Here is a 26,263-nt window from a genome sequence, read left to right on the forward strand (position 1 = left end):
TACTCTCTCGGCTATTTCACCTGCTTCTTGAACAATTCGCGGAACACCGGATAGATGTCGGCCGGCGTGACGATCTTCTGCATCGAGAAGTTACGGTGATGATCCATCACTTCGGCGTACTGTTCCCACAGGTTCTGCTGCGGACCTTCGGTGATCTCCACGTAGGTGTAATACTGCACCTGCGGCATGATGGCGTTGATCAGCAGCTGCTTGCACAGCACCGAGTCGTTGTCCCAGTTGTCGCCGTCGGAAGCCTGCGCCACGTAGCTGTTCCAGTCGCCGCTGCCGTAACGCTCGCTGATAATTTTCTGCAGCAGGTGCAGCGCCGACGACACCACGGTGCCGCCCGATTCGCGCGAGTGGAAAAATTCGTTTTCGTCCACCTCGGCCGCTGCCGTATGGTGGCGGATGAACACCACATCGATCTTGTCGTAGACGCGCTTGAGGAACAGGTACAGCAGGATGAAGAAGCGCTTGGCGGTGTCCTTGCGGCCTTCGTCCATCGAGCCGGAGACGTCCATGATGCAGAACATGACGGCCTGGGTGCTCGGCTTGGGCACCTTGATGCGGTTGCTGTAGCGCAGGTCGAACGGGTCGATGAAGGGGATCGCCAGCAGCCGGGTGTGCTGGCGCTGCAGCTCCTTCTTCACTTCCAGCACCGCCGGGTCGTCCTCGGGCATGCCCTCGGCCAGCATCCGGGTCAGCTCATCCTCGAGGCGCGCGATCTCCTTGCGCGAGCCGCCGCCCACCGCGATGCGCCGCCCCAGCGCGCCGCGCAGGGAGCGCAGCACATGGATGTTGGACGGCGTGCCGGACATGTTGAAGCCGGCGCGCTGGTTCTTGAATTCGGGCGTCTGCGTCAGCTGCGTCTTGATCATGTTGGGCAGCTCGAGGTCCTCGAAGAAGTAATTCATGAATTCTTCGCGCGTGAGCTCGAACATGAAGTCGTCCTGGGTGGTGTCCTCGCTGTTGCCGGCCCGTCCCCGTCCGGCCCCGCCGCCGCTGCGCGGGCGGTTGAACTGGTCGCCTTTCTGGTATTCGGTATTGCCGGGGTTGACGGTCTCCCACACGCCGCCATGCGCGTGGCCGAAATGCGGCTCGCCCACGTCCTTGACGGGGATCGAGACCTTTTCGCCGTTCTCAATGTCGGTGATCGAGCGGCCCTTGATGGCGCGCCCGACGGCATCCTTGATCTGGCTCTTGTAACGCCGTAGGAAGCGCTCGCGGTTGATCGCTGACTTGTTCTTGCCTTGCAAGCGTCGGTCGATGAGGTAAGTCAAAGCGGACCTCCTGCTGAAATTCGTGCCCGGACGGCGCGCCTGCGCCGGTCCGGTACTTCCATCTTACGACGATTTTCGAACGCGCAGGTACCATTCGCACAGCAGGCGCACCTGCTTGGCGGTATAGCCTTTTTCCACCATGCGCGCGACGAAGTCGGCATGCTTGTTGGCGTCTTCCGCACTGGCTTTTGCATTGAACGAGATCACCGGCAGCAGTTCCTCGGTATTCGAGAACATTTTCTTCTCGATTACCGTGCGGAACTTCTCGTAGCTGGTCCACGCCGGGTTTTTCCCGCCGTTGGTGGCGCGTGCGCGCAGGCCGAAGTTGACGATCTCGTTGCGGAAATCCTTCGGGTTCGAAATGCCGGCCGGCTTCTCGATCTTTTCCAGTTCGGCGTTCAGCGCTTCGCGGTCGAAGCTTTCGCCGGTGTCCGGATCGCGGAATTCCTGGTCCTGGATCCAGAAATCGGCAAACGTCACGTAGCGGTCGAAGATGTTCTGGCCATACTCCGAATAGCTTTCGAGGTAGGCGGTCTGGATCTCCTTGCCGATGAAGTCGACATAACGCTGCGCCAGGTGCTCCTTGACGTACGAGAAGTAGCGCTGCTCGAGCTCGGGCGCGAACTGCTCGCGCTCGATCTGCTGCTCCAGTACATACAGCAGGTGCACCGGATTGGCCGCCACTTCCGAATTGTCGAAGTTGAAGACCTTCGACAAAATCTTGAAGGCGAAGCGGGTCGACAGGCCGTTCATGCCTTCGTCCACGCCGGCGTAGTCGGCGTATTCGTGGATCGACTTGGCTTTCGGGTCGGTGTCCTTCAGGTTGTCGCCGTCGTACACCAGCATCTTCGAGAAGATGCTGGAATTCTCCGGATCCTTCAGGCGCGACAGGATCGCGAACTGCGCCATCATCTTCATCGTGCCGGGCGCGCAAGGCGCTTTCTCGAGCGACGAATTGCGGATCAGTTTTTCGTAGATATGCACTTCGTCCGACACGCGCAGGCAGTACGGCACCTTGACGATGTAAATACGGTCGAGGAAAGCTTCATTGTTGCGGTTGTTGCGGAAGGTCTTCCACTCCGACTCGTTCGAGTGCGCCAGCACGATGCCTTCGAACGGAATCGCGCCGAAGCCCTCGGTGCCTTTGTAATTACTCTCCTGCGTGGCCGTCAGCAGCGGGTGCAGCACCTTGATCGGCGCCTTGAACATCTCGACGAATTCCATCAGGCCCTGGTTGCCGAGGCACAGGCCGCCCGAGTAGCTGTAGGCGTCCGGATCGTCCTGCGCATAGTCTTCCAGCCTGCGGATGTCGACCTTGCCGACCAGCGAAGAGATGTCCTGGTTGTTCTCGTCGCCCGGCTCGGTTTTCGAGATGGCGACCTGCTTGAGCACCGACGGGTAGCGCTTCACCACGCGGAACTTGTTGATGTCGCCATTGAACTCGTGCAGGCGCTTGACCGCCCACGGGCTCGGGATGGTGCGCAGGTAGCGCCGCGGGATGCCGTAGTCTTCTTCGAGGATGACGCCGTCTTCGTCTTCGTTGAACAGGCCAAGCGGCGACTCGTTCACCGGCGAACCCTTGATCGCGTAGAACGGCACCTGTTCCATCAGGTGCTTGAGCTTTTCCGCGATCGACGACTTGCCGCCGCCGACCGGGCCAAGCAGGTAGAGGATCTGCTTGCGTTCCTCCAGTCCTTGCGCCGCGTGGCGGAAGTACGAGACGACCTGCTCGATCACTTCCTCCATGCCGTAGAACTCCGCGAATGCCGGATACAGTTTGATGACCTTGTTGGCGAAGATGCGCGACAGGCGCGTGTCGTTACGCGTGTCGACCAGTCTCGGCGCGCCGATCGCCGCAAGCATTCGCTCGGGCGCGCTGGCGTAGGTCAGCGGATCCTTCTTGCACAGTGCCAGATACTCGGAAAGCGAATATTCCTCTTCACGGGTACGCTCGTAGCGAGCTGCGTAGTTGTCAAAAATGGTCATTTGAATGTCCTTTAATGTGCTTACACTGATCACTGTTTTGGCAGCCGGCATCCGGCGTCCTGTCCAGGCCCTGGTCGTGGCGGCAGGATCGAGGTCCTCCTTCTTGTTTGAACGTCCTGAACATTTATTGTCTTAACGATTCACGACAAAAAATGGATGACGAAAATTATTTTTGTGTCCGGCTTGCCCGGCTTTTTTAACGGCTGAAAAAATTCTTCTTACGCCTGTGAAATTAATTATGTGCCTAATAGTTCTCGAAGTCAAAGCAATGTCGCGCGGCCGTGGCATACTATCGTAATGCATTGATTCGTAAGGAAAAAACACCATTTTCGATGATGTGATCCTGGATCATTCCAGCACCGCGTTGCGACCGTTGCGACGGCCTTTTTGCTGAGTAATTTTGCCCGAGAAAGAAGTGCGCCGAGTTCACAATCATGTCATCGATAGTGCACGATCTAGCGGGGCAATGGCGCACGAAAATGCAGCTGATTTCGCGCTCCGGCCGGGACATTTTCCCCAGCGAACTGAAGAGGCCGCGCGGGTGCGCTACACTTCCCGGTAAGACGAACCACAACGTGGCAAAACACGGAGAACTACGATGCTCAACGAACAGATGCGCAACATTTTGCAGCAGATGCCGAAGGCCGAATTGCACATACACATCGAAGGCTCGCTTGAACCCGAACTGATATTTGCGTTGGCGCAAAGAAATGGCGTTTCCCTGGCTTACCCATCCGTCAACCAGTTGCGCAAGGCGTACGCGTTTACCGACCTGCAGTCCTTCCTCGACATCTACTATGCCGGCGCCAGCGTGCTGCTCAAGGAGCAGGACTTTTACGACATGACGGCCGCCTACCTGGCGCGCGCGCAGGCCGACAACGTGCGCCACGCCGAGATCTTCTTCGACCCGCAGACCCACACCGCGCGCGGGGTGCCGTTCGAGACCGTCATCAACGGCATCTGGCGCGCCTGCCAGGACAGCCCGGTCAGCGCCGCGCTGATCATGTGCTTCCTGCGCCACCTGCCGGAAGACGAGGCGCTCGCCACGCTGGAGGAAGCGCTGCCGTTCCGCGACAAGTTCATCGGCGTCGGGCTCGACTCGTCCGAGCGCGGCCATCCGCCCGAGAAGTTCTGCCGCGTGTTCGAACGCTGCCGCCAGCTCGGCCTGCACCTGGTCGCGCACGCGGGCGAGGAGGGCCCGCCGGCCTATATCGAAACCGCGCTCGACCTGCTCAATGTCGAGCGCATCGACCACGGCGTGCGCTGCCTGGAGGACGCCGAACTGACCGCACGCCTGGCGCGCGAGCAGGTCGCGCTGACGGTCTGCCCGCTCTCGAACATCAAGCTGCGCGTGTTCGACAAGATGGACGACCACAACCTCCTGCGCCTGCTCGACGCCGGCCTGGTCGTGACAATCAACTCGGACGACCCGGCTTATTTCGGCGGCTACATCAACCAGAACTTCCTGAGCACCTTCGATGCACTGCCGCTCGGCGTCGAGCACGCGCGTACGCTGGCACGCAACAGTTTTAGCGCAGCCTTCCTCGAAGGCGAAGCGAAGCGGGGCTACCTCAGCGAGGTCGACCGCTTCTTCCAGCAATCCACTGCAAGCAAGGACTAAACGCACATGCTGAGCCAATCCCTGCGCATGACGGCGCGCGACTGGCGCGCCGGCGAACTGCGCTTCCTGCTGATCGCCCTGATCGTCGCCGTCTCGGCGCTGTCGGCGGTCGGCTTCTTCATCGACCGCATGCGCACGGGCCTGAACCGCGACGCGCACCAGCTGCTCGGCGCCGACCTGCTGGTCGGCGCCGACCAGCCGGTCCAGCCCGAATGGCGGCGCGAAGCCGAACGGCGCGGCCTGGTGCTGGCCGATACGGTCGTCTTCCCAAGCATGGCGCAGGCGGGCGAGGGCGAAGACTCGATGGCCCAGCTGGCGTCGATCAAGGCGGTCTCCAAAGGCTACCCGCTGCGCGGCCAGGTCAAGATCACGCAAGACCCGGCGCAGGCTGGCGAAGCGCTGGGCGAACGCACGCGCGACACGCCGGCGCCGGGCACGGTGTGGGTCGACCCGCAGATACTCACCGCGCTGAACACCCGCGTAGGCGGCGCCATCACGGTGGGCGACAAGCGCTTCGCGATCGCCCAGCTCATCGCCACCGAACCGGACCGCGGCGCCGCGTTCGTCAACTTCGCCCCGCGCGTGATGATGGCGCTGGACGACCTGGCCGCGACCGGGCTGGTCGAAAACGGCTCGCGCGTGACTTACCGCATGCAAGTGGCTTCGCCATCGAACAACGACATGGCGCGCGTCTCCGAATACGAAGCCTGGCTCAAGAACCAGATCTCGGCTGGCAAGGTCAAGGGCGTGCGCATCGAGTCGCTCGAAAACGGCCGCCCTGAAATGAACGCGACGCTGGACCGCGCCGACCGCTTCCTGTCGCTGGTCGGCCTGCTGTCGGCGATGCTGGCCGCGGTGGCGGTCGCGATGGCCGCGCGCCGCTTCATGCTGCGCCACCTCGACGCCTGCGCGATGCTGCGCTGCCTCGGACTCACGCAAAACCAGGTCACCGCGCTGTACCTGATCGAATTCACGCTGGTTGGCCTGGCGGGCAGCCTGGTGGGCGTGCTGGTTGGCTTCGGCGCGCACTACATCCTGCTCGAACTGCTTGGCAACCTGGTCGCCGCCGACCTGCCGCCGGTTTCGCTGCTGCCCGCATTCCAGGGAGTCGCAACCGGCATGCTGCTGCTGGTTGGCTTCGCGCTGCCGCCGGTGCTCCAGCTGCGCAATGTCCCGCACAACCGCGTCATCCGGCGCGAGCAGGCAGCGCCGAAGCCGATGGCGCTGGCCACTTACGGGCTGGGCATCTGCGTGTTTGTCGGACTGCTGCTGTGGCAGGCGGGTGATATCAGGCTGGCACTGCTGACGGCGGCCGGCTTCCTGTTCGGCTTTGCCCTGTTTGCGCTGGTGGCATGGCTCGGCCTCCGCTCGCTCAAGCGGCTGCGCGGCGCGTTCGACAACCAGAGCTGGCGGTTTGCCGTCACCTCGCTGCAGCGCCGTCCCGGCGCGACCGTCGTGCAGGTGGTATCGCTGGCGATGGGCCTGATGGCGCTGCTGATCCTGACCGTCGTACGCGGCGACCTGACGCAGGCGTGGCGCACCGCGACCCCGCCCGATGCGCCAAACCGTTTCGTGATCAACATCCAGGGCGACCAGAAGCCGGCCATTGAACAGCGCCTGCGCGGCGCCGGGGTGAAGGAAGTGGTGCTGTATCCGATGATCCGCGGCCGCCTGACCTCGGTCAACGGCACGGCGATCACGCGCGACACCTACGACAACGACGACGCGCGCCGCATGTCCGACCGCGAGTTCAACCTGTCGACGATGAAGGACATGCCGGCGACGAACGAGATCGTCGCCGGCAAGTGGTTCAGCGACGCACCCGGCGTGGCCGAGGCATCGGTGGAGCAGGGCATCGCGAAGACGCTGCGGCTCAAGCTGGGCGACGTCATGCGCTTCAATATCGGCGGGCTCGATGTCGATGCGAAGGTCACCAGCCTGCGCAAGCTGGAGTGGGGATCGATGCGGGCCAACTTCTTCGTCATCGTTAATCCGGCCGCGATGGAGTCGGCCGCGCAGACTTACATGACGGCGTTCCACCTGCCGGGAGACGGCGCAGCGCTTGGGAATTCGCTGTCGCGCGAGTTCCCCAACCTGACGGTGATCGACGTCAGCGGGATCATTCGCCAGGTGCAGGAAGTGGTCGATCAGGTGGTCGTGGCGGTCGAGTTCCTGTTCATGTTCACGCTGGCTTCAGGAGTGCTGGTTCTGTATGCGGCGCTGATGGCCTCGCAGGACGAGCGCACCCGCGAGGCCGGGCTGCTGCGCGCGCTGGGGGCGACGCGCAAGCAGCTGTCGCGGGCCCAGTGGATCGAGTTTTCGCTGGTGGGCGGGCTGGCCGGGTTGCTGGCGGCAACGGGGGCGGCGGCGTTGGGCTGGGCCTTGGCGACGTACCAGTTCAAGTTCCCGTGGACGTTTAGCCCGACGGTCTGGCTGGCGGGTGTGGTTGTCGGGGCGCTGTGCGCGATTATCGGCGGATGGCTGGGATTGAGAATGGTGCTCAGGCAGCCGCCGTTGCAGACCTTGCGCGAAGCCTAAGGCCCGAAGGCGGATTGCCGCCAAGGCAGCAATCCGCGATGCGTGCCCGGGGGAGGAATTATTGCTGCCCCTGGTGCGTGCGCAAAAAATCGTTGTATGAGTAAGTCTCGTTCGCGATCACCCCCGCCTCGAGCCTGAACAGCGCCCAGAAGTAATTCTGCTCGCCCCTGCACACCTGCGCCGCTGCGACGTACTTGTGCCACTCATTCGCAAACGCCGCCGTGTACATCCCGTCGCCGTCATGGAAGTAAGGGATCACGCGCCGCTCCTGCAGTGCGTCGAGCAGCGATTGCGGCGCCGCGTTGTCGATGGCGATCTCGTAGTGCGCATTCATCCCGGCCTCGCTCTCCACCACCAGCAGCATCGCGCGGCCCGCGGTGTCGTACATCAGCAGCCCGGCCGGATTCGGGAACAGATAGTGCTCGACGATCCTGTGTTCCGCCACCAGATCGCGCACCAGCGCCGCCACCGCCGGATCGGCCACGAAGCTGTAGCTGTGCAGCGCGAGCAGGTCGCGCAGCGGTTCCGAGCGGGCCGAAAAATACTCGCGCTGCAGCGCATGGATCTCGCTTTCGAGCCGCTCCAGCGCATTCTCGTCGCTCTTTTTGATGTAGCGGTCGATCAGCCCGCGATTGAAGGCATCGACCGCCACCTTCTCGTCCGCCGCTCCGGTGAAGAGGATCTTCTTGCACGGCAGGTGGCGCACCGCTTCGCACAGTTCGACCCCGTTCATCTGCGGCATCGAGTAGTCGACCACCAGCACCGATGGCGTCATGAAGCGCCGCGCCTGGAAGCTGATGCGGTGGATCTGGTCGAGGTCGAGCGCGACGCTGCATTGCGCCGTCCTGCGCGGATAGGTGTCGTAACTGGCCGACAGCGCACCTTCTGCCTGGTCCGGCATGCCGGGTTGCTGCGATAGCCAGGCCAGCGCGCTGCTGGTGTCGTGGAAGGCGACGCTGGCGAGCGTCGGGTCGAGCTGGAACGACAGGCTGCGCAGGAAGTTGTCGCTGTCGTCGACCAGGACCGTCAGGCTGGGGTGGTGGTAGATGGGGAGGGACATGGGGGCGCCGATACGGTTAAGCGGCCAGCGCAGGCGCGGGCGCCGCCAGCTGAACCTTGGGGAATTCGAGCACGAACATCGTGTAGCCGTGTTCGCGCGAGGCGACGCGGATGCTGGCGTGCCAGGCTTTGATGATCTCCTTGCACAGCGCGAGGCCGATGCCGGAGCCGGAACTTGGCGGATACGAGTAGAAGCGTTCGAACACCAGTGGCAGCTGCGACGGCGCGATGCCGCAGCCGGTGTCGATGAACAGCAGGCGCGGCGTCGTGCGGGCGCCGTCGACCACGATGCGGATCCTGCCTTTGCCGGCGCGATGCAGCGCCTTGAGCGCGTTCCTCAGCAGGTTGAGCACGATGACGACGGACAGTTCGTAGCGGCCGGCGAAGCTGAAGTCTGCGCGGATGTCCACCGTGACGGCGGTGCGCTGCGAATTACCGGTGAACGGGTAGCGCCTGATAACCGATTCGACGACGTCGGCCATCGACACGTATTCGTTTGCTTCCAGCTGCTGGTTCACGGCCGACGCCGACAGCAGGAAAAGGTCGATCATGTGGTTCATGTGCCTGACCTCGAACTGGATGCGCGCCATCGCTTCGCTCATCGCGTGCCAGTCGGCTTCTCCCGGCAGGCCCGGTTTGCCGAGCCGGCGATTGATGCCGCGCGCATTGGCGTCGATAGTGACGAGGGGCGTGCGCAATTCGTGCGATACCGCCGCCAGCCCGTGCGCCATCCCCGCCAGCTTTTCCTGGGCCAGCACGCGGCGGCCCACCTTGGCGATCGATACGACAAAGATCGTGAAGCCGTACAGCGGCAGCTGTTCCAGTACCTCGTGGCTGAGCAGGAAGGCAGGGTCGTCGACCAGCGCGAACACCAGGCAGGCGAGGGCGGTGCCGACCAGGTAGGAGCACAGCGCCCACCGCGTATCGAAGTGGAACAGCACGATCAGGCCAATCAGCAGCGACTGGGCCCAGACGGCCGCGCCGTGGTTCATCAGGTACATGAAGCTGAAGAAGAACGGCAGCACGTAGGTGACGCCAACGAAGATGTAGGCCTTCATTACCTTCGGCGGGAACGGCTGGCGCGAGCACACCGCCGGCAGGCATAGCGCGGCGCCGGCGAGGCGCAGCGCAAGGCTTTCGAACTCCTGCGGGAACCACCAGGTCCAGACCGCGTAATACAGCGGCAGGCCGATGCAGCCGACCCACGCCAGCATCATGAAGCGGGTGGACGCGTGGCTGTACTGGCGATCCTGGCGCACCAGCCAGAGCAGCATTGCCTGCTGTCCCTTGCCGAAACCCGCCTTCACCCTGTCAATCCATTGATCCATGTAAATCCGCCATTTTTCACGCCAAGGCCCCACTCAATGTTGAGCTGGCGCAAATTGATAATTGTCAAATGCGATCTTGTCGCACCTTTGCAATCAGGCACTTGATCTGGCTCAATGTTGCACGCCGCTGCGAAATTGTTGAGCAACGCGAGGACACACAATGAACTTCTTTTACCAAGGAGAAAGAAATCATGACACTCGCTGCCCGCCAACAAAGCCTGTTTATCCGCGCCGAACAGTGCCTGCCGTCGTTCGTGACCAGGCGCATGGATGAGCACTACATCACCCGCGTCGAGCAATTGCTTGGCGGTGAACACTTGCATGTCTGGAAACCTGCGGAGGCGGGCGCCATCATGCTCGCCGGGAATGACTACCTCTGCATTTCCGGCGAGCCCACCCTGCTCGCGGCCCAGGCCCGTTGCCTGCAGTCCAGCCAGGCCGGCTTGCTGATGTCGTCCGTGTTCCTCCAGGAAGGCAGCCGCCAGCACCAGCTCGAAGCGAAGCTGGCGAACTTCATGGGCGCCGAGGATGGCGTGCTGGCGCAATCGGGCTGGGCGGCCAACGTCGGCCTGATCCAGAGCATCGCCGAGCCGGGGGTGCCGGTGTACCTCGACATGCTGGCCCACGCTTCGCTGTGGGAAGGCGTGCAGTCGGCGCGCGCCGAAGGGGTGCCGTTCCTGCACAACGACGCCGGCAACCTCGCGCGCCAGCTCGAGAAGCACGGCCGCGGGGTGATCGTCGTCGACGCGCTGTACAGCACCAACGGCAGCGTCGCGCCCTTGCACGACATCGTCGATATCGCCGAACGCAGCGGTTCGATCCTGATCGTCGACGAATCGCACTCGCTGGGGACGCATGGCCCGCGCGGCGCCGGCATCGTGGCCGAGATGGGCCTGGAGGACAGCGTCCACTTCCGCACAGCGTCGCTGGCCAAGGCGTTTGCCGGGAGGGCGGGATTCATCACCTGTTCGAACAAATTCAAGGGTTACTTCCTGTCCGCCTCGCGTCCGGCGATCTTCAGTTCCTGCCTGCTCGAACACGAGCTGGCATGGTTCGATGCCGCGCTCGACCTGATTTCCGAGGCGGGCGCGCGCCGCGCCGCGTTGCACGCGAACGCCAGGCAGGTGCGCGAAGGCCTGCGCGAGCTTGGCTACAACGTCGACGACGGCACCGAACAGATCATCGCGCTGGAGGCAGGCCCGGAACCGAAAACGCTGGCGCTGCGCAAAGCGCTCGAACGGCGCGGTGTCTATGGCGCGGTGTTCTGTGCACCGGCCACGGCCAAGAACCGCTCGCTGGTGCGCCTGACGCTGAACTCCGGCCTGACAAGCGACGCGATCCGCCGCCTGCTCGACGCCTGCGACGACATGCGCGGCGAAGTCGATCTGGAAAGCTGGTCGTCGACGCGCCGTTCCCGCCGCCTGACGCTGGTCTGAATCCGCGCATCCAAATAAAAAAATAATGAAGGAGTGTCCAAAATGTCCACCTTGTCCCTGTTCTTCGAAATCTCCGCGTTCTTCCTCGCCGTGTACGCGCTGTGCGCGGGCGGCGCATACCTGCTGGTCTGGACCCTGGGGCGCGAGCGCTATGCGGCGCACCGCATCCAGCAGCGCCCGCGTCCAGCGCAGGTAAGACGCGAAATCTTCTGGTCCGTCGTCTCGATCCTGATCCTCTCATCGCTGCTGACCGTCACCTGGCTGATCGCGGAAGCGGGATGGAGCCTCGGCTACTTCGATGTGGCTGACCATGGCTGGACCTACCTCGCCGCATCGGTGGCGATCATGGCCATCGTCCACGACACCTACTACTATTGGGCGCACCGCTTCATGCACCATCCGAAGGTCTTCCGCCACGTGCACAAGCTGCACCACACCTTCACCAACCCGACGCCGTTTGCCAGCTACGCCTTCCATCCGCTTGAAGCAGTCGTTGAAGTGGCCTGGTACGCGCCGCTGGCCTTCGTGCTGCCGGTGCACCCGTATGCCGTGGCCGCGTACATCGTCGTGCTCACCGTGCTGAACGTGATCAGCCACCTTGGCTACGAGTTTTACAGCCCCGGCATCGCACGCTGGTTCATCACCAGCACCCACCACAACATGCACCATGCGCGCGCCAAGGGCCACTTCATGTTGTACTTCAACCTGTGGGACCGCTGGATGGGCACCAACATGCCGGAATATGAGGCCGCCATGCAGCGCAAGGAAGACGACGCGGTTCCGCTGCGCTATCATGGCGCACATGAGTGAACCTACTACCCTGTATGAAGTCATCGGCGGCGAAGCGCGCGTGCGCGAACTGGTCGACCGGTTTTACGACCTGATGGAGCTGGAGCCGGAATTCGCGGGCATCCACGCGATGCATCCGAAGCCGAACGACAGCTCGCGCGACAAGCTGTTCATGTTCCTGTCCGGCTGGATGGGCGGGCCGGACCTGTTCGTCGAAAAGTACGGACACCCGCGCCTGCGCGCGCGCCACCTGCCGTTCGCCATCGGATCCGGCGAACGCGACCAATGGCTGCGCGCGATGGCGTGGGCGATGGAAGACGTCGGCATCGAAGAAGCGCTGCGGCTGCGGCTGATGGAGTCGTTCTACCAGACCGCCGACTGGATGCGCAACAAGGCCGACTGACTACATGACCCAACTTGAATTTCTTGCACTGGCCGCACTCGCCGTCGTCGTGATCGCGCTGCAGCTGGCATTGCTGCTGCGCGGGCGCGGGCGCGACTCCGAACGGATGGAGCGCGAACTGCGCGCCGAACTGCAGGCCAGTGCGCAGGCGACCCGCCAGGAACTGGGCGGAACGCTCGCGCAGTTCCACGGCGCCACTGTCCAGCAGCTCGACAGCCTGCGCCAGCAAAGCATGCTGCAAGCCAGCAGCGGGCGCGAGGAACAGGCGGTGGCGCTCAAACGTTTTGCGGACACCCTCCAGCGCACGCTGACGACGCTGACCGAGTCGCACTCGCAGCGGATGATGGAAGTACGCGCGACGCTGGAAACCAGGATCAAGGACCTCCAGGCCGATAACGCGGCGCGCCTTGAAGAGATGCGCAAGACCGTCGACGAAAAGCTGCACGCCACGCTGGAAACCCGCCTGACCGAATCGTTCAAGCAGGTGTCGGAGCGGCTGGAGAGGGTGCACCAGGGCCTGGGTGAAATGCAGCAGCTGGCGCTGGGCGTCGGCGACCTGAAGCGCGTGCTCACCAACGTCAAGACGCGCGGCACCTGGGGCGAGGTGCAGCTTGAGATGCTGCTGGAGCAGGTGCTGACCGTCGACCAGTATGCGAAGAACGTCGAGACGGTCGCCGGCACCAACGCCCGCGTCGAATTCGCGATCAAGCTGCCAGGCATGGTCGACGGCGGCGCGCCGGTGTGGCTTCCGATCGACGCCAAGTTCCCGAAGGAGCAGTACGAACGTCTGGTGGAAGCGGCCGACCGGGCCGACGCCGAAGGTGTCGCGCTCTACGGCAAAGAACTCGAACGCGCTGTACGCAACGAGGCCAAGACGATCTGCGAGAAGTACGTCTCGCCGCCGCACACCACCGACTTCGCGATCCTGTTCCTGCCGACCGAGGGCCTGTACGCCGAAGTGATGCGCCGTCCGGGTCTGGCCGACGACCTGCAGCGCACGCTGCGCGTGTCGATCGCCGGGCCGTCGACCCTGGCCGCGATCCTCAACAGCCTGCAGATGGGCTTCCGCACGCTGGCGCTGGAGAAGCGCTCGTCGGAAGTGTGGGAAGTGCTGGGCGCTGTGAAGACCGAATTCGGTAAATTTGGCGATGTGCTCCACGCGACCAAAATGACGCTGGAGAAGGCGGCCAAGAACATCGAGAACGCCGAAGTCCGCAGCCGCCAGATGGCGCGCAGGCTGAAATCGGTGGAAGCACTCCCGAGCGAAGCGGCGCAGCTGCTGCTTGGACCCGAAATCGAAGCAGGAGATAGCGACACCCCTTAACGGTTGAAAAGCCAGGAGCCCGGATGCGCAACAAGGTCGTTACGGCAGCAGAAGCGGTACAACGGATTTGCGACGGGGCGACTGTCGCAACCGGCGGTTTTGTCGGCGTGGGCTTTGCGGAGAACATCGCAGTGGCGCTTGAACAGCGCTTCACCTCCACCGGCCTGCCGCGCGACCTCACGCTGGTGTATGCGGCAGGTCAGGGCGACGGCAGGGACCGGGGGCTGAACCATTTCGCGCACCAGGGCCTGGTAAAGCGCGTGATCGGCGGCCACTGGGGGCTGGTGCCCAAGCTCCAGGCGCTCGCTATCGATAACGAGATCGAAGCGTACAACCTGCCGCAGGGCGTCATCAGCCAGCTGTTCCGCGACACCGCCGCCGGCAAACCGGGCCTGCTGTCGTCAGTCGGTGTGGGCACCTTCGTCGATCCGCGCTACGGCGGCGGCAAGATCAACGAACGCGCTCGCGACGATCTCGTCGAGCTGATGACGATCGGCGGCGACGAATACCTGTTCTACAAGGCCCAGCCGATCGACGTGGCCATTATCCGCGGCACCACCGCTGACGCCAATGGAAACGTCACGATGGAAAAGGAAGCGCTGACGCTCGAAGCGCTGGCGATTGCGATGGCGGCGCATAACTCCGGCGGTATCGTAATCGTGCAGGTCGAAAAAGTCGTCGATGCCGGAACGCTCAACGCGCGCCAGGTGAAGGTGCCCGGCATCCTGGTGGACTACGTCGTCGTCTCCGAAAAGCCCGAGTACCACCAGCAGACGTTCGGAACGACGTACAGCGAAGCGTATGCGAGCGAAGTCCGTGTTCCGCTATCGTCCATCAAACCTGCACCGTTGTCGGAGCGCGTGATCATCGCGCGGCGCGCTTTGATGGAACTGCATGAGGGCGACGTCGTCAACCTCGGCATCGGCATGCCGGAAGGCGTGGCGCAGGCGGCGGCAGAACGGCAGATGCTCGACAAGATCACGCTGACGGCGGAAGCCGGCGTGATCGGCGGCATGCCGGCATCGGGCCTCGATTTCGGTACGGCGACCAATGCCGAAGCGGTGATCGACCAGCCCTACCAGTTCGATTTCTATGACGGCGGCGGGCTCGATGTGGCGGTGCTCGGGCTGGCGCAGGCGGACCAGCACGGTAACCTCAATGTCAGCAAATTCGGTTCACGCCTTGCTGGAGCGGGTGGCTTCATCAACATCAGCCAGAACGCGAAGAAGGTGGTCTTCGTCGGGACCTTTACCGCAGGCGGGCTGGAGATCGCTGTGGAAGGTGGGCTACTGCGGATCGTGAGCGAAGGCCGCAGCACGAAGTTTGTCGATCAGGTTGAGCATCGCACGTATTCGGGCGAGCATGCATACCGTCGCGGCCAGGAAGCAATCTACATTACTGAGCGCTGCGTCTTCAGGCTGGTCGAGAGTGGACTGGAGCTGATTGAAATCGCGCCGGGTGTGGACCTCGAGCGCGATGTGCTGGCGCAGATGGATTTCAAACCGGCGGTGAGCGCATCGCTCAAGCTGATGTCCGCCGATCTCTTCGCATCATGAGTCTAGTGATGTTCCTGACCTAGCCGGCTCTCGATACGTGTGTCGGGAACCAGCCAGATCGCTGCCGTAGCCGCGTACACCGCGAAACCGATCCACGGGTGTACGAATGACAGCGCAATGCCGGACAGGTAGAGCACGAGCGACAGGTTGCCCTTGCGGTCGGAACCAATCGCCTCGGCCAGCATCGTGTTCTCCTGGTGATGGCTGGTCAGGCTGCGCACCAGCACAGCGTAAGCGACTGCGCACATGAACAGCACGAAACCGTAGGCGGCGACCGGGAGGGTGGCAAAGTGATTCTCTCCCATCCAGCCAGAGACGAACGGAATCAGGGAGAGCCAGAACAGCAGGTGCAGGTTAGCCCACAAGACGCGGCCGCTGATCGAGTGCGCCGCGTGCATCAGGTGATGATGGTTGTTCCAGTAGATGCCGACGTAAATGAAGCTGAGCACGTAGCTGACAAATACTGGCCACAAAGGCGCGAGTGCCTGCAGGTCCGTTGCGTGCGGGACCTTCAGTTCCAGCACCATGATGGTGATGATAATCGCGATGACGCCATCGCTGAATGCTTCAAGCCGGTTTTTGCCCATCCACTTTTCTCCGTATTTACTTTCGGCAGCCGCCATCGGCTAGCTAACTGAGCGTACCGCCATCGCTAAATGCTTCAAGGTTTTTTTCCACTTCCCTGCCTCAGTTATGCTGATCCCGCCAAATCAGTGTTCGATTTTGGCCCATATGCTTCATACGCAGCGATGCGGGCCTAACAGCCTGACAGGAATGCCAAGGGTTGCGCCTGATATGGCCATGCCGCGATCTAATGTATAGACAGCCGCCCCATGTGCTGCGGCGACAGCGAGATGCAATCCATCACCTGCACGCAATGCCGTACGCCAGCCATCTAACAGAATCACCGCCTGACGATGATCAGCATCGTCTACCGCAATGCGATACAGCTGGGGCGCAACCGATCGACTGTAGGTGTCGACCACGTCATGGGCCGCCGCTTTGCTGAGCTGCCTTGTACGCACTTTCACCCCGAGCGCCGACAGCAACTCGACCTCCGTCCAGCTGCTGATGGCAAGCGGCGCGCCGGCACTCAACATAAATGCCTCGGCAACGGCGCTGCTGGCTTCGGGTATCAGGTATGCGATTAATACGCTGGTATCAACGTAACGCATCAATAACGATCGCTATCCCGAAGCCCTCGAATGAATTCGCCCGCAGCCTCGGTTTGTTGCGGTAATCGGGCGCGAAGTTCCGCCAGGCTGGGAAGCTGTTGACGAGCCGGCGTGCTGCGGATGAGGCGCACAACGGCTTGGCCGCGTTTGGTGATGGTGACGTCTTCACCCGCTTCCACCATTGCAATCAGCCGGCTTAGTTGGGCCTTGGCCTCTGCCAGAGTGAAGGTGTGCATGATTTCCTCATGACTATCCAGATGGTCATTAAATCATAGCATGGGAATCGGGGACGAAGGTGCTCGCCCTCGTGACTTCGACTTTGATAAAGGCGCTCACCGGAACCGGCCACGGGCAGTTCTCCGATAGCTATTTCCGCCAGCGCAACTCGAACAGGTCCTCCGTTTCGAGCTATGCGAGGCCCTCAAACAGAATCACGTCGACCATATGTCCCGCAGCGACATTGCCTTGCTCGTCATGCAGCACGACCATGCAGTTCGCCTCCGACATCGAGCGCAGGATGCCTGATCCCTGCGAGCCGGTGATCCGAACCTGCTGTTCGCCATGCTCGTTCGTCGACAAGATGCCGCGCTGGTATTCGGTGCGTCCCGGCTTCTTGCGCAATGCGCCAGCCGACTTCACCTTCACCAGCAGCTGCGGCGCCTCCGCACCCATCATGCGCAGCAGGGCCGCGCGGGCGAAGAAGTAGAACGACACCATCACCGCTACCGGATTGCCGGGGAGGCCGAACAGGAAGGCGCTCTTGCCGTTCGAATTGATGCGGCCGAAGGCCAGTGGACGGCCGGGCCGCATGCCGATCTTCCAGAACGTGACGTCGCCCAGTTCGGCCATGATCTGCTTCGTGTAGTCGGCGGCACCGACCGACACGCCGCCCGAGGTGATCACCGCGTCGACGTTTTCGCATGCAGTGCGCAGCGCCTGTTCCAGCGCTGCCGGATCGTCGCGCACGATGCCCATGTCGACGATGTCGCAGCCGAGCCGCGTCAGCATGCCGAACAGGGTGTAGCGGTTGCTGTCGTAGACGCAGCCGGCTTCAAGCGGTTCGCCGATGGAACGCAGCTCGTCGCCGGTGGAGAAGAACGCGACGCGCAGGCGGCGCATCACCGGGATTTCCGCGATGCCCAGCGACGCGATCAGGCCAAGGTCGGCCGGGCGGATGATTTTCCCTTTTGCGATCGCCGCGCTGCCCGCCAGCAGGTCTTCGCCGGCGAAGCGGCGATTGTCGCCGGTACGGATGGTGCCAGGGGTGATCGTGATGGTGGTCTCGCCGATCGAGCCCACATGTTCCTGCGGGATTACGCTGTCGCAGCCTTCCGGCATGACGCCGCCCGTCATGATGCGGACGCATTCGCCTGGTTGTGGAACGATGCCCGATGGCCGGCCCGCATACACCGTGGCGATTGCCTTCAGCGTCGTGGCTGACGATTCGCTCAGGTCCGCGCCGCGCAGTGCGTAGCCGTCCATCGCCGAGTTGTCGTGGGCCGGAACGCTGATCGGCGAGATGATGTCGGCGGCAAGGACGCGGTCCAGCGCGGAGCGCAGCGCGACTTTTTCAATCGCGCTGACAGGGGTGATGAAGTCGTTGATGATGCGCTGCGCGTGGCGCACGGGAAGCGCATCTGGATCGTAGTCGGACAGGCAGCTGGTAACGTCGTTCAGTGTCGTGTTCTTCATTCTTCTTCGCTCTCGAACTGCTGCAGTTCGCGCAGGGTGTTGATGTTGCGGAAGGCGCTGGCGTCGTCGAAGCGCACCCGCACGACCTTGATCGCGCCGTACCAGCCATCCATGCGGCGGCCGCCGGTAGCAAGGAAATTGGCGAGATGGGGCAGGGCAGCTCTTTTGACGAGGGCGAAGACCGGGTGCGGCTGGACGCGCATTTCGCCGCTGTCGCCCGGCTCCTCGGTTTCCGCCAGCGCCAGGTCGGCGCCGTTTTCTTCAAGCGCCGCCGACAGGCGTTCGACGAGATCCGCCGGCAGGAACGGGGAGTCGCACGGCGCGGTCACGAGATAGTCGGTAGTGCAGCGGCGCAGGCCTGTTTCGAGCCCGGCCATCGGACCTTCGAAGCCTTGCAGATCGTCCGGCCAGACTGGGACGCCGAACGCCGCGTACTGATCGAGGTTCTGGTTTGCGTTGATGGCAACCGATGCCACCTGCGGCGCAAGCCGTTCGATAACGTGCGTCGCCATCGGCTTTCCGCGGAACGTTTGCAGGCCCTTGTCGACGTGGCCCATGCGGCTACCGCGCCCGCCTGCCAGGATCAATCCGGTAATCTTGGTACGTTCTGTCATTGCTTGAAACGCTTCCTGCTGGCTGATTGCTTTCGAGGCTTGTATGGCGGAGGTTGATTTCGCTTAAACGAGTCCATATTCTCAAATTCTCGAAGTAACGAAAAAAATAACGTCCAGTCGTTTGTTGTCGATTTAGTTCGACGCCATTCCAATTTTTTCTGATCTGTCATGACGACTCTCCCTATCGTGATTAGCCGCCGATGTATGACATTTCGACTTTTCTCGCTCCGAGTACCAATCCCTCGGTGTTAATCGTTCGCGTTTCAGAATAGCGGTCAGTCCGCGCGCGCCAGATGTGGGCAATCGCGGTCGAGATTTCGGCGTCGCTGCGGCCGTCGCGCAGCAGCGCGCGCAGGTCGCTGCCGCGCGTCGCGAACAGGCAGGTGTACAGCTTGCCCTCGGTCGACAGGCGCGCGCGCGAGCAGTCGTGGCAGAAGGCCTGGGTGACGCTGGAGATCACGCCGATCTCGCCGCCACCGTCCGCGTAGCGCCAGCGCGCCGCGGTCTCGCCGGTGTAGTTCGCGTCGATCGGCAGCAGCGGCATGTCGGCCGAGACGCGGCGCACCACTTCGGCCGACGGCACCACCTCGCGCATGTTCCAGCCGTTCGATGCGCCGACGTCCATGTATTCGATGAAGCGCAGGATGTATGGGCTGCCCTTGAAGTGGCGCGCCATCGGTACGATTTCCTGGTCGTTCATGCCGCCCTTGACGACCATGTTGACCTTGATCGGTCCTAGCCCGGCCTTGTGCGCGGCATCGAGGCCGTTCAGCACGTCGGCGACCGCGAAGTCGACGTCGTTCATGCGCTTGAAGATGGCGTCGTCGAGCGAGTCGAGCGATACCGTCACGCGGTTCAGGCCAGCGTCTTTCAGCGACTGCGCTTTTTTCGCGAGCAGCGAGCCGTTGGTGGTCAGCGTGAGGTCGAGCGGTTTGCCGCCCGGTGTGCGCAGCTCGGCCAGCATGCCGACCAGGCGTTCGAGGTTCTTGCGCAGCAGCGGTTCGCCGCCGGTGAGCCGTAGTTTTTCAACGCCGTGCGCGACGAACAGGCGCGCGATGCGGGTGATTTCTTCGAACGACAGCAGCGAGGTTTGCGGCAGGTAGGCGTAGTCCTTGTCGAACACTTCCTTCGGCATGCAGTACACGCAGCGGAAATTGCAGCGGTCCGTGACCGAGATGCGCAGGTCGTGCAGCGGGCGTGCGAGCGTATCGCCCAGCAGGCCGGTGGGCGTTTCGAGGACTCGCGGAATCACGGGCGAGGTGTTGCGTTCGTCCCGGAACATGATTGTTTTTTCAGCCATTCCAATACGATAGCATGAGGCCAGCAAGGGCGCAGGCGGCAATCAGTTTGATGGTCCCTGTCTTGAACCGGAACAGTGCGATGCATGCCGCCGCGCTGATCGCTACCGCTGGCCAGTCGATGCGTCCGTCAACGAAAAATACATGCTGCCCGAAGAACAAGGCAAGGCTGACGATGACGCCGACCACGGCTGCCGAGATCGCCGTCAGCGGCGCAGTCATGCGGACGTTCCCGCGCGTTGACTCGACCAGCGGGCCGCCGGCGAGAATGAAAATGAATGACGGCAGGAATGTGAAGAAGGCAGCCACTGCCGCTCCGGCAACGCCGGCCAGCAGCAGGCTGTCGGTGCCGAACAGTGCGTGGGTCCAGCCGCCGACGAAGCCGACGAAGGCAACGATCATGATCAGCGGGCCGGGCGTGGTTTCGCCGAGGGCGAGGCCATCGATCATCTGGGTGGCGGTCAGCCAGTGGTACTGCTCGACGCCGCCCTGGTAGACGTACGGAAGCACGGCGTACGCGCCGCCGAAGGTCAGCATGGCGGCTTTGGTGAAGAACCAGCCCATCTGCGCCAGCGTGTGGGAGGCGCCGTAGCGGCTTGCCAGCAGCAGCCAGACCGCTGCGCCGAGTCCGCCCCCGATCAAGGCGACTTTCAACAGGTGTTTGGGTGAAAAGCGTGCGTGCGCCGGGGTTGGGGTTATGTCGTCGATGATCGCCAGGCCGTACGACGCCTTGCTGTCGAGTGTCGCGCCGCCGACCTGGAACAGGTGCGGCCATGCGCGGCCACCGGTCAGGCCGATCACTGCGGCTGCCAGGACGATGGCGGGGAAGGGCAGGCCGACAACTGCAATTGCGAGGAAGGCGGCGATGGCGATTGCAATCATCGCGGGATTGCGCAGTGAGCGCGTGCCGATGCGCCAGGCGGCGGCGAGGACGATGGCCACGACGGCTGGTTTGATGCCGTAGAGGGTTCCAGCAACGACGGGCAGGCTGCCGTAGGCGAGGTAGATCCATGACAGCAACATCAGGAGCAGCAGCGATGGGAGCACAAACAGCGCGCCAGCAATGATGCCGCCGCGCGTGCGGTGCATCAGCCAGCCGATGTAGACGGCAAGCTGGGTGGCTTCGGGACCGGGCAGTAGCATGCAGTAGTTGAGCGCGTGCAGGAAGCGCTGCTCCGAGATCCAGCGGCGGCGTTCGACCAGTTCGGTGTGCATCATCGCGATCTGGCCGGCGGGGCCGCCGAAGCTGATGAAGCCGAGTTTGAGCCAGTACCAGAAGGCCCGGGACAGGGTAACTGGGGGAGGAGCGGTGTCGCGGGGAAGCATCGTTTGCATAAGCCTCGTCATCAAACAAAAAGGGAAGCACGAAGCTTCCCTTTTTATGTATCAACCACCCATCGGATTATTGACGGGTATCGACCTGGATCAGCGGCTCGTCAGCTTGCGGCGGCAATGGCTTGCGCTCGCGCGGCTTGCGGGCCGGTGGAGCAACTTGCGCCGCTGCTTCCTGCGCTGCGCGCAGCTTTGCAGGATCGGTCGATGCCATCACCAGGCCTGCCGAACCGAGCAGCTCGTTGATGTCGGCGATCGGTGCCGGTGCAGCCGCGGCTGCCGGGGCTACAGCAGCTGGAACAGGAACAGGGGCTGGCGCAGGTGCTGCTTCCACCTTCGCTGGCTCGGCTGCAACAGGCTCCGCGACCAGTTCCGCTACCGGATCAGGCGTGAAGATGGTCGGCTCGGCATACGATGGCTCTGCCGCTACAGGCGCCGGAGCTACCTCTGCTGCGATCGGCTCAACTGCTACTGGAGCTGGTGCTGCAGCTTCGGCCACAACCGGAGCCGCCGTCACTTCAGCTGCAGCCGATGCTTCGGCCATCGCTTCGGAAGCCACATACTCTGCCGATGGAACCGGCGCAGCGCCGGATTCAGCGACGGCTGCGGCGACGACCGCGGTCGCTGCCATTGGCGCTTCCGCGACTGGCGCTTTCTCTTCAGCTAGCGGGGCAGCTTCGACGACGGGTGCCGCTTCCGCGACCGCAGCCGCCTCAACTGGCACTGCCGCTACGGCGCTTGCTTCAGGAGCAACGCTGAACGTTGCTTCAGCAGCTTGTTCGCCTTCGCCTTCGAGTTCGCCTTCCTGGCCTTCCATGCCGTCAACCTGGTCGCGATCGCGGCGATTGCGGTTGCGGCCGCCACGACGACGGCGGCGGCGCGGTTCATCGCCGCCAGCTTCGACTTCGATCTCTTCACCGTTCGGGCCGATGGTGATGATGGTCTTCGGCGCCAGTGCTTCCTGCTCGGCAACTTCGCCGCCAACATTCACGACAGCTGCCGCGGCTGCCACGACAGGCGCCACTGCCAGCTCGTCGGTACGGCTTTCGATGGCCGGGGTGCGCTCGGCGCGCTCGCGCGGCTGGCGTGCCGGACGCTCAGGACGCTCGCCACGCTCTGCACGCTCGCCACGCGGCGCCGCTGCCGTTACCTCGGCCTGCTCGCGTGGCTCACGCGGCGGACGCGGCTGGCGCGGTGGACGCGCTGGCTTGGTGTCGGCTTCCGCTGCCTTGACGGTGTCGTCCTGGCCAGCTTTTGGTTCGCGCTCGTCACGCTCACGGCCGCCTTGCTTGGCGCCACGGCCACGGCCACGCGGGCCACGGACATTGCGGTCGCCACGGTCGCCGGCTGCCGGCTTGCTCGGCGCTGCAGGTGCTGGCGGGGCGACCACGACGGTTTCTTCAGGGCCGAAGATGAAGGCCTTCAGCTTGGCGAAGAACCCTTGTTCCGCCGGTGCGGTCAGCACTGGCGCGGTAACCTTCGGCACTTCGACGGTCGAGCGGTCCACCACAGGCGCAGGCTGGGCCGGGGTGATGGTCTTGACGACGGCTTCCTGGCGCGGCTTGACGTCTTCCTTCTGGCGCTTGCTGTAGGCCATGTCGGTCTCAGCCTGCTCAGCCAGGTTATAGCTGGCCTGGGTGTCTTCGAGGCGCGGGTCGTCGTGCTTGATGCGCTCGAGCTTGTAATGCGGCGTGTCAAGGTGCTTGTTCGGGATCAGGATCACGCTGATGCGGTGACGGTTCTCGATCTTCAGCACTTCGCCGCGCTTTTCGTTGAGCAGGAAGGCGGCGACGTCCACTGGCACTTGCACGTGGATGGTGGCCGAATTTTCCTTCATCGCCTCTTCCTGGATGATGCGCAGGACTTGCAGGGCCGACGATTCGGTGTCGCGGATGTGGCCGGTGCCGGAGCAGCGCGGGCAGGTCACGTGGCTGCCTTCGGACAGTGACGGACGCAGGCGCTGGCGCGACAGTTCCATCAGGCCGAAGCGCGAGATCTTGCCCATCTGGACGCGGGCGCGGTCGTGGTGCAGCGCGTCTTTCAGGCGGGTTTCCACCTCGCGCTGGTTCTTCGCCACTTCCATGTCGATGAAGTCGATCACGATCAGGCCGCCCAGGTCGCGCAGGCGTAGCTGGCGGGCAACTTCTTCGGCCGCTTCGCAGTTGGTGTTGAAGGCGGTCGTTTCGATGTCCGAGCCGCGCGTCGCGCGCGCCGAGTTGACGTCGACCGAGACCAGCGCTTCGGTGTGGTCGATCACGATGGCGCCGCCCGATGGCAGCGGCACGGTGCGCGAGTACGCGGTTTCAATCTGGTGTTCGATCTGGAAGCGCGAGAACAGCGGCACGTCGTCGCTGTAACGCTTCACGCGGTGCACCATGTCGGGCATCACGTGGCTCATGAACTGATGGGCCTGCTCGTAGATGTCGTCGGTGTCGATCAGGATCTCGCCGATGTCCGGCTGGAAGTAGTCGCGGATCGCGCGGATCACCAGCGAGGATTCCTGGTAGATCAGGAAAGCGCCATTGCCTTGCTTGCCGGCGCCTTCGATCGCGCGCCACAGTTGCATCAGGTAGTTCAGGTCCCACTGCAGTTCTTCGACGTTGCGGCCGATGCCTGCGGTGCGGGCGATCACCGACATGCCTTGCGGCAGGTCGAGCTTGTCCATGGTTTCGCGCAGTTCCTGGCGCTCTTCGCCTTCGACACGGCGCGATACGCCGCCACCGCGCGGGTTGTTCGGCATCAGCACGAGGTAACGGCCGGCCAGCGAGATGAACGAGGTCAGGGCAGCGCCCTTGTTGCCGCGTTCTTCCTTCTCGACCTGGACCATGATCTCCTGGCCTTCGCGCAGCGCATCCTTGATCGATGCGTTACGCACGTCGACGCCTTCGCGGAAGTAGGTACGCGCGACTTCCTTGAATGGCAGGAAGCCGTGGCGGTCTTCGCCGTAGCTGACGAAGCAGGCTTCCAGCGATGGCTCGATGCGGGTGATCACGCCTTTGTAGATATTCGACTTGCGCTGTTCGCGACCCGCCGTTTCGATATCGATATCGATCAGTTTCTGACCGTCGACAATCGCTACGCGCAGCTCTTCTTGCTGCGTAGCGTTAAACAACATACGTTTCATTTTTATTAACTCCGCGGCCCGCAGGCCGATCCAGTGCCGCTTTTTAAAGCGGCAAAAAGTACACGGGATGTACGCGAGAAGGTGGAGTGCCGGAGGTGGGTATGCCTAAGCGTACGGCGCGCTGACGCTGCGCGTCATGGCCGTAACAGGCGCTGTGGGGTCGATCGACATGCCGAGTGCACGCATCACCTGCAACTTGCCGAATGCAGCCCGGTCAAACTGGGGCACGGCTGAAAGCCAGGCGGTGAGCAAATCAATGGCCAGACCGCGGTTTGGCGAACATACAAAGGCTTGGATACCCAGGCATACAGTCTGCCTTTACCTCACAAGCCTCAGGTACGAGGCGCAAATCCGGTCGGGCGAAAACGACAAGCGTTATCGACGCCATCATCCGGCGAGCCCGCCTACAGGCCGGCTTGCCGGTACTTATCCTTAAAATTCCAAGCAATCCAATTCAGCACTCATGCGCGGTATCCGATTACAACTACGGTGCAACCCTGATTCGCGCAGGAATGTGCGTACACATTTTTTTCCATCGAATTTGCAATTTGGCGAGGCCGATGGAGACGCCCCTGTGTAAAATATCGTTTTAATTCTTACACCAGCAGAGGTTTGACCGCCGCCTGTCGATTATATATTCAAAATGAAGGACTTAGAGAGATTTTCTGGGAAGACAGAGCAAATGAAGATGCAAAACGATGTTGTTCCCCCTTCATCACAGCCGGCGCCACAACAACCGCAAGCGCAGTTCGTCACAATTACCGAAGAAGAAGCTGGCCAGCGTATTGACAACTACCTGCTGCGGATCTGCAAGGGCGTGCCGAAAAGTCACGTCTATCGCATCCTGCGCTCGGGCGAAGTACGTGTCAACAAGGGCCGTATCGACCAGATGTACCGCCTCGAAAGCGGCGACGTGGTGCGCATCCCGCCGGTCCGCATCGCCGAAAAAGCCAGCCAGGCCGCCGTTCCCGGCGCCGAATTCGCGATCCTGCACGAGGACGCCCACCTCTTGATCATCGACAAGCCAAGCGGCGTGGCGGTGCATGGCGGCTCGGGCGTGTCGTACGGCGTGATCGAGCAGCTGCGCGCGGCGCGCCCGGACGCCAAGTTCCTGGAACTGGTGCACCGCCTCGACCGCGAAACGTCGGGCCTGCTGCTGCTGGCCAAGAAGAGGTCAGCGCTGACCAACCTGCACGAACAGATGCGCGACGGGCTCACCGACAAGCGCTACCTGACCATGGTGGCGGGCGACTGGCAGAACGCGCGCCAGCACATCAAGCTGCCGCTGCATAAATACACGACGGCCGAAGGCGAACGCCGCGTTTGCGTGCAGGCCGGCGGCATGGAGTCGCACACTGTGTTCAGCCTGCTCCGAAAGTGGAACAAGTTCGCCTTGCTGGAAGCCGAGCTGAAGACCGGGCGTACCCACCAGATCCGCGTTCACCTGGCATCGTCGGGCTTCCCCATCCTCGGTGACGACAAATACGGCGATTTCGCCCTCAACCGCCTGCTGCTCAAGGCCGACGACAGCCGCGGCGCCCTCAAGCGGATGTTCCTGCACGCGCACCAGATCACGTTTACCCACCCGGAAACCGGCAAGCCGATGACGATAAATGCACCGTTACCGGCAGAATGCGAGCGTTTCTTGGTAAGCTTGGGAAAACCGCAGGCGACTGCGAAGCGCTAAAACACTTTTTGTGGACTCATT

General features: G+C 62.8%; 19 protein-coding genes and 1 pseudogene. 8 read left to right on the forward strand and 12 right to left on the reverse strand.

The window, feature by feature from the left end; all coding sequences use genetic code 11:
• Positions 1 to 11: 11 nt before the first annotated feature.
• Both HHL21_RS18895 and HHL21_RS18900 read right to left on the reverse strand, forming a co-directional pair.
• Positions 12 to 1,280, reverse strand: a complete 1,269-nt coding sequence (locus tag HHL21_RS18895; protein WP_169468745.1) for a YeaH/YhbH family protein — start codon at positions 1,278 to 1,280, stop codon at positions 12 to 14.
• A gap of 63 nt (positions 1,281 to 1,343) precedes the next feature.
• The gene (locus tag HHL21_RS18900) at positions 1,344 to 3,266 is read right to left on the reverse strand and encodes a PrkA family serine protein kinase (protein ID WP_169468747.1); all 1,923 of its coding nucleotides are present in this window, start codon (positions 3,264 to 3,266) and stop codon (positions 1,344 to 1,346) included.
• Positions 3,267 to 3,864: 598 nt separating this feature from the next.
• Here HHL21_RS18900 and HHL21_RS18905 point away from each other — a divergent pair.
• Positions 3,865 to 4,887 carry an adenosine deaminase gene (locus HHL21_RS18905; RefSeq protein WP_169468749.1) on the forward strand — a complete coding sequence of 341 codons (1,023 nt, stop codon included), beginning with the start codon at positions 3,865 to 3,867 and terminating at the stop codon, positions 4,885 to 4,887.
• Between the two features lie 6 nt (positions 4,888 to 4,893).
• The gene (locus tag HHL21_RS18910; protein ID WP_169468751.1) at positions 4,894 to 7,425 is read left to right on the forward strand and encodes an ABC transporter permease; all 2,532 of its coding nucleotides are present in this window, start codon (positions 4,894 to 4,896) and stop codon (positions 7,423 to 7,425) included.
• A gap of 58 nt (positions 7,426 to 7,483) precedes the next feature.
• Here HHL21_RS18910 and HHL21_RS18915 read toward each other — a convergent pair whose 3' ends face one another.
• Together HHL21_RS18915 and HHL21_RS18920 are read right to left on the reverse strand one after the other, a co-directional pair.
• Positions 7,484 to 8,485: a response regulator gene (locus HHL21_RS18915; protein ID WP_169468753.1), complete on the reverse strand. Its 1,002-nt coding sequence runs from the start codon at positions 8,483 to 8,485 to the stop codon at positions 7,484 to 7,486.
• A gap of 16 nt (positions 8,486 to 8,501) precedes the next feature.
• Positions 8,502 to 9,812, reverse strand: a complete 1,311-nt coding sequence (locus HHL21_RS18920) for a sensor histidine kinase (protein ID WP_169468755.1) — start codon at positions 9,810 to 9,812, stop codon at positions 8,502 to 8,504.
• Positions 9,813 to 10,003: 191 nt separating this feature from the next.
• Between HHL21_RS18920 and cqsA the strand changes: the two genes are divergently transcribed.
• From cqsA to HHL21_RS18945, 5 genes and pseudogenes are all read left to right on the forward strand, one after another.
• Complete coding sequence (cqsA, locus tag HHL21_RS18925) at positions 10,004 to 11,248, forward strand: alpha-hydroxyketone-type quorum-sensing autoinducer synthase (protein ID WP_169468757.1); 1,245 nt, start codon at positions 10,004 to 10,006, stop codon at positions 11,246 to 11,248.
• 42 nt (positions 11,249 to 11,290) lie between these two features.
• A complete protein-coding gene (locus HHL21_RS18930) occupies positions 11,291 to 12,058 on the forward strand; it encodes a sterol desaturase family protein (protein WP_169468759.1) in 768 nt (255 codons plus the stop codon).
• A complete protein-coding gene (locus HHL21_RS18935) occupies positions 12,042 to 12,440 on the forward strand; it encodes a group II truncated hemoglobin (protein ID WP_169468761.1) in 399 nt (132 codons plus the stop codon). Before HHL21_RS18930 ends, HHL21_RS18935 begins: the two co-directional genes overlap by 17 nt.
• A gap of 4 nt (positions 12,441 to 12,444) precedes the next feature.
• Positions 12,445 to 13,764: a DNA recombination protein RmuC gene (locus tag HHL21_RS18940; protein ID WP_169468763.1), complete on the forward strand. Its 1,320-nt coding sequence runs from the start codon at positions 12,445 to 12,447 to the stop codon at positions 13,762 to 13,764.
• A gap of 23 nt (positions 13,765 to 13,787) precedes the next feature.
• Positions 13,788 to 15,311 (forward strand): annotated as a pseudogene (locus HHL21_RS18945) (acyl CoA:acetate/3-ketoacid CoA transferase); the annotation flags it as partial.
• An 11-nt stretch (positions 15,312 to 15,322) separates the two neighbouring features.
• On the opposite strand, the gene HHL21_RS18950 reads toward HHL21_RS18945, so the two are convergent.
• The 8 genes from HHL21_RS18950 to HHL21_RS18985 form a co-directional block, all read right to left on the reverse strand.
• A complete protein-coding gene (locus HHL21_RS18950; protein WP_169468767.1) occupies positions 15,323 to 15,907 on the reverse strand; it encodes a TMEM175 family protein in 585 nt (194 codons plus the stop codon).
• Positions 15,908 to 16,057: 150 nt separating this feature from the next.
• A complete protein-coding gene (locus HHL21_RS18955; protein WP_169468769.1) occupies positions 16,058 to 16,495 on the reverse strand; it encodes a type II toxin-antitoxin system VapC family toxin in 438 nt (145 codons plus the stop codon).
• Entirely contained in the window at positions 16,495 to 16,731 is a 237-nt protein-coding gene (locus tag HHL21_RS18960) for a type II toxin-antitoxin system Phd/YefM family antitoxin (RefSeq protein ID WP_169468771.1), read from the reverse strand. The genes HHL21_RS18955 and HHL21_RS18960 overlap by 1 nt, the downstream gene beginning before the upstream one ends.
• 172 nt (positions 16,732 to 16,903) lie before the next feature.
• Positions 16,904 to 18,187, reverse strand: a complete 1,284-nt coding sequence (moeA, locus tag HHL21_RS18965) for a molybdopterin molybdotransferase MoeA (RefSeq protein WP_169468773.1) — start codon at positions 18,185 to 18,187, stop codon at positions 16,904 to 16,906.
• Positions 18,184 to 18,801: a molybdenum cofactor guanylyltransferase MobA gene (gene mobA, locus HHL21_RS18970; RefSeq protein ID WP_169468775.1), complete on the reverse strand. Its 618-nt coding sequence runs from the start codon at positions 18,799 to 18,801 to the stop codon at positions 18,184 to 18,186. Before mobA ends, moeA begins: the two co-directional genes overlap by 4 nt.
• 190 nt (positions 18,802 to 18,991) lie before the next feature.
• Complete coding sequence (moaA, locus tag HHL21_RS18975; protein ID WP_169468777.1) at positions 18,992 to 20,101, reverse strand: GTP 3',8-cyclase MoaA; 1,110 nt, start codon at positions 20,099 to 20,101, stop codon at positions 18,992 to 18,994.
• Entirely contained in the window at positions 20,094 to 21,425 is a 1,332-nt protein-coding gene (chrA, locus tag HHL21_RS18980; RefSeq protein ID WP_229496596.1) for a chromate efflux transporter, read from the reverse strand. The genes moaA and chrA overlap by 8 nt, the downstream gene beginning before the upstream one ends.
• A 76-nt stretch (positions 21,426 to 21,501) precedes the next feature.
• Positions 21,502 to 24,555, reverse strand: coding sequence for an Rne/Rng family ribonuclease (locus tag HHL21_RS18985; protein ID WP_169468781.1), 3,054 nt, complete (start codon positions 24,553 to 24,555; stop codon positions 21,502 to 21,504).
• Positions 24,556 to 25,237: 682 nt separating this feature from the next.
• On the opposite strand from HHL21_RS18985, the gene HHL21_RS18990 reads away from it, so the two are divergent.
• Positions 25,238 to 26,242, forward strand: a complete 1,005-nt coding sequence (locus tag HHL21_RS18990; RefSeq protein ID WP_229496595.1) for an RluA family pseudouridine synthase — start codon at positions 25,238 to 25,240, stop codon at positions 26,240 to 26,242.
• Positions 26,243 to 26,263 lie beyond the last annotated feature (21 nt).

This window comes from Massilia polaris (genome assembly GCF_012927275.1).
Classification (GTDB): domain Bacteria; phylum Pseudomonadota; class Gammaproteobacteria; order Burkholderiales; family Burkholderiaceae_D; genus Telluria_A; species Telluria_A polaris.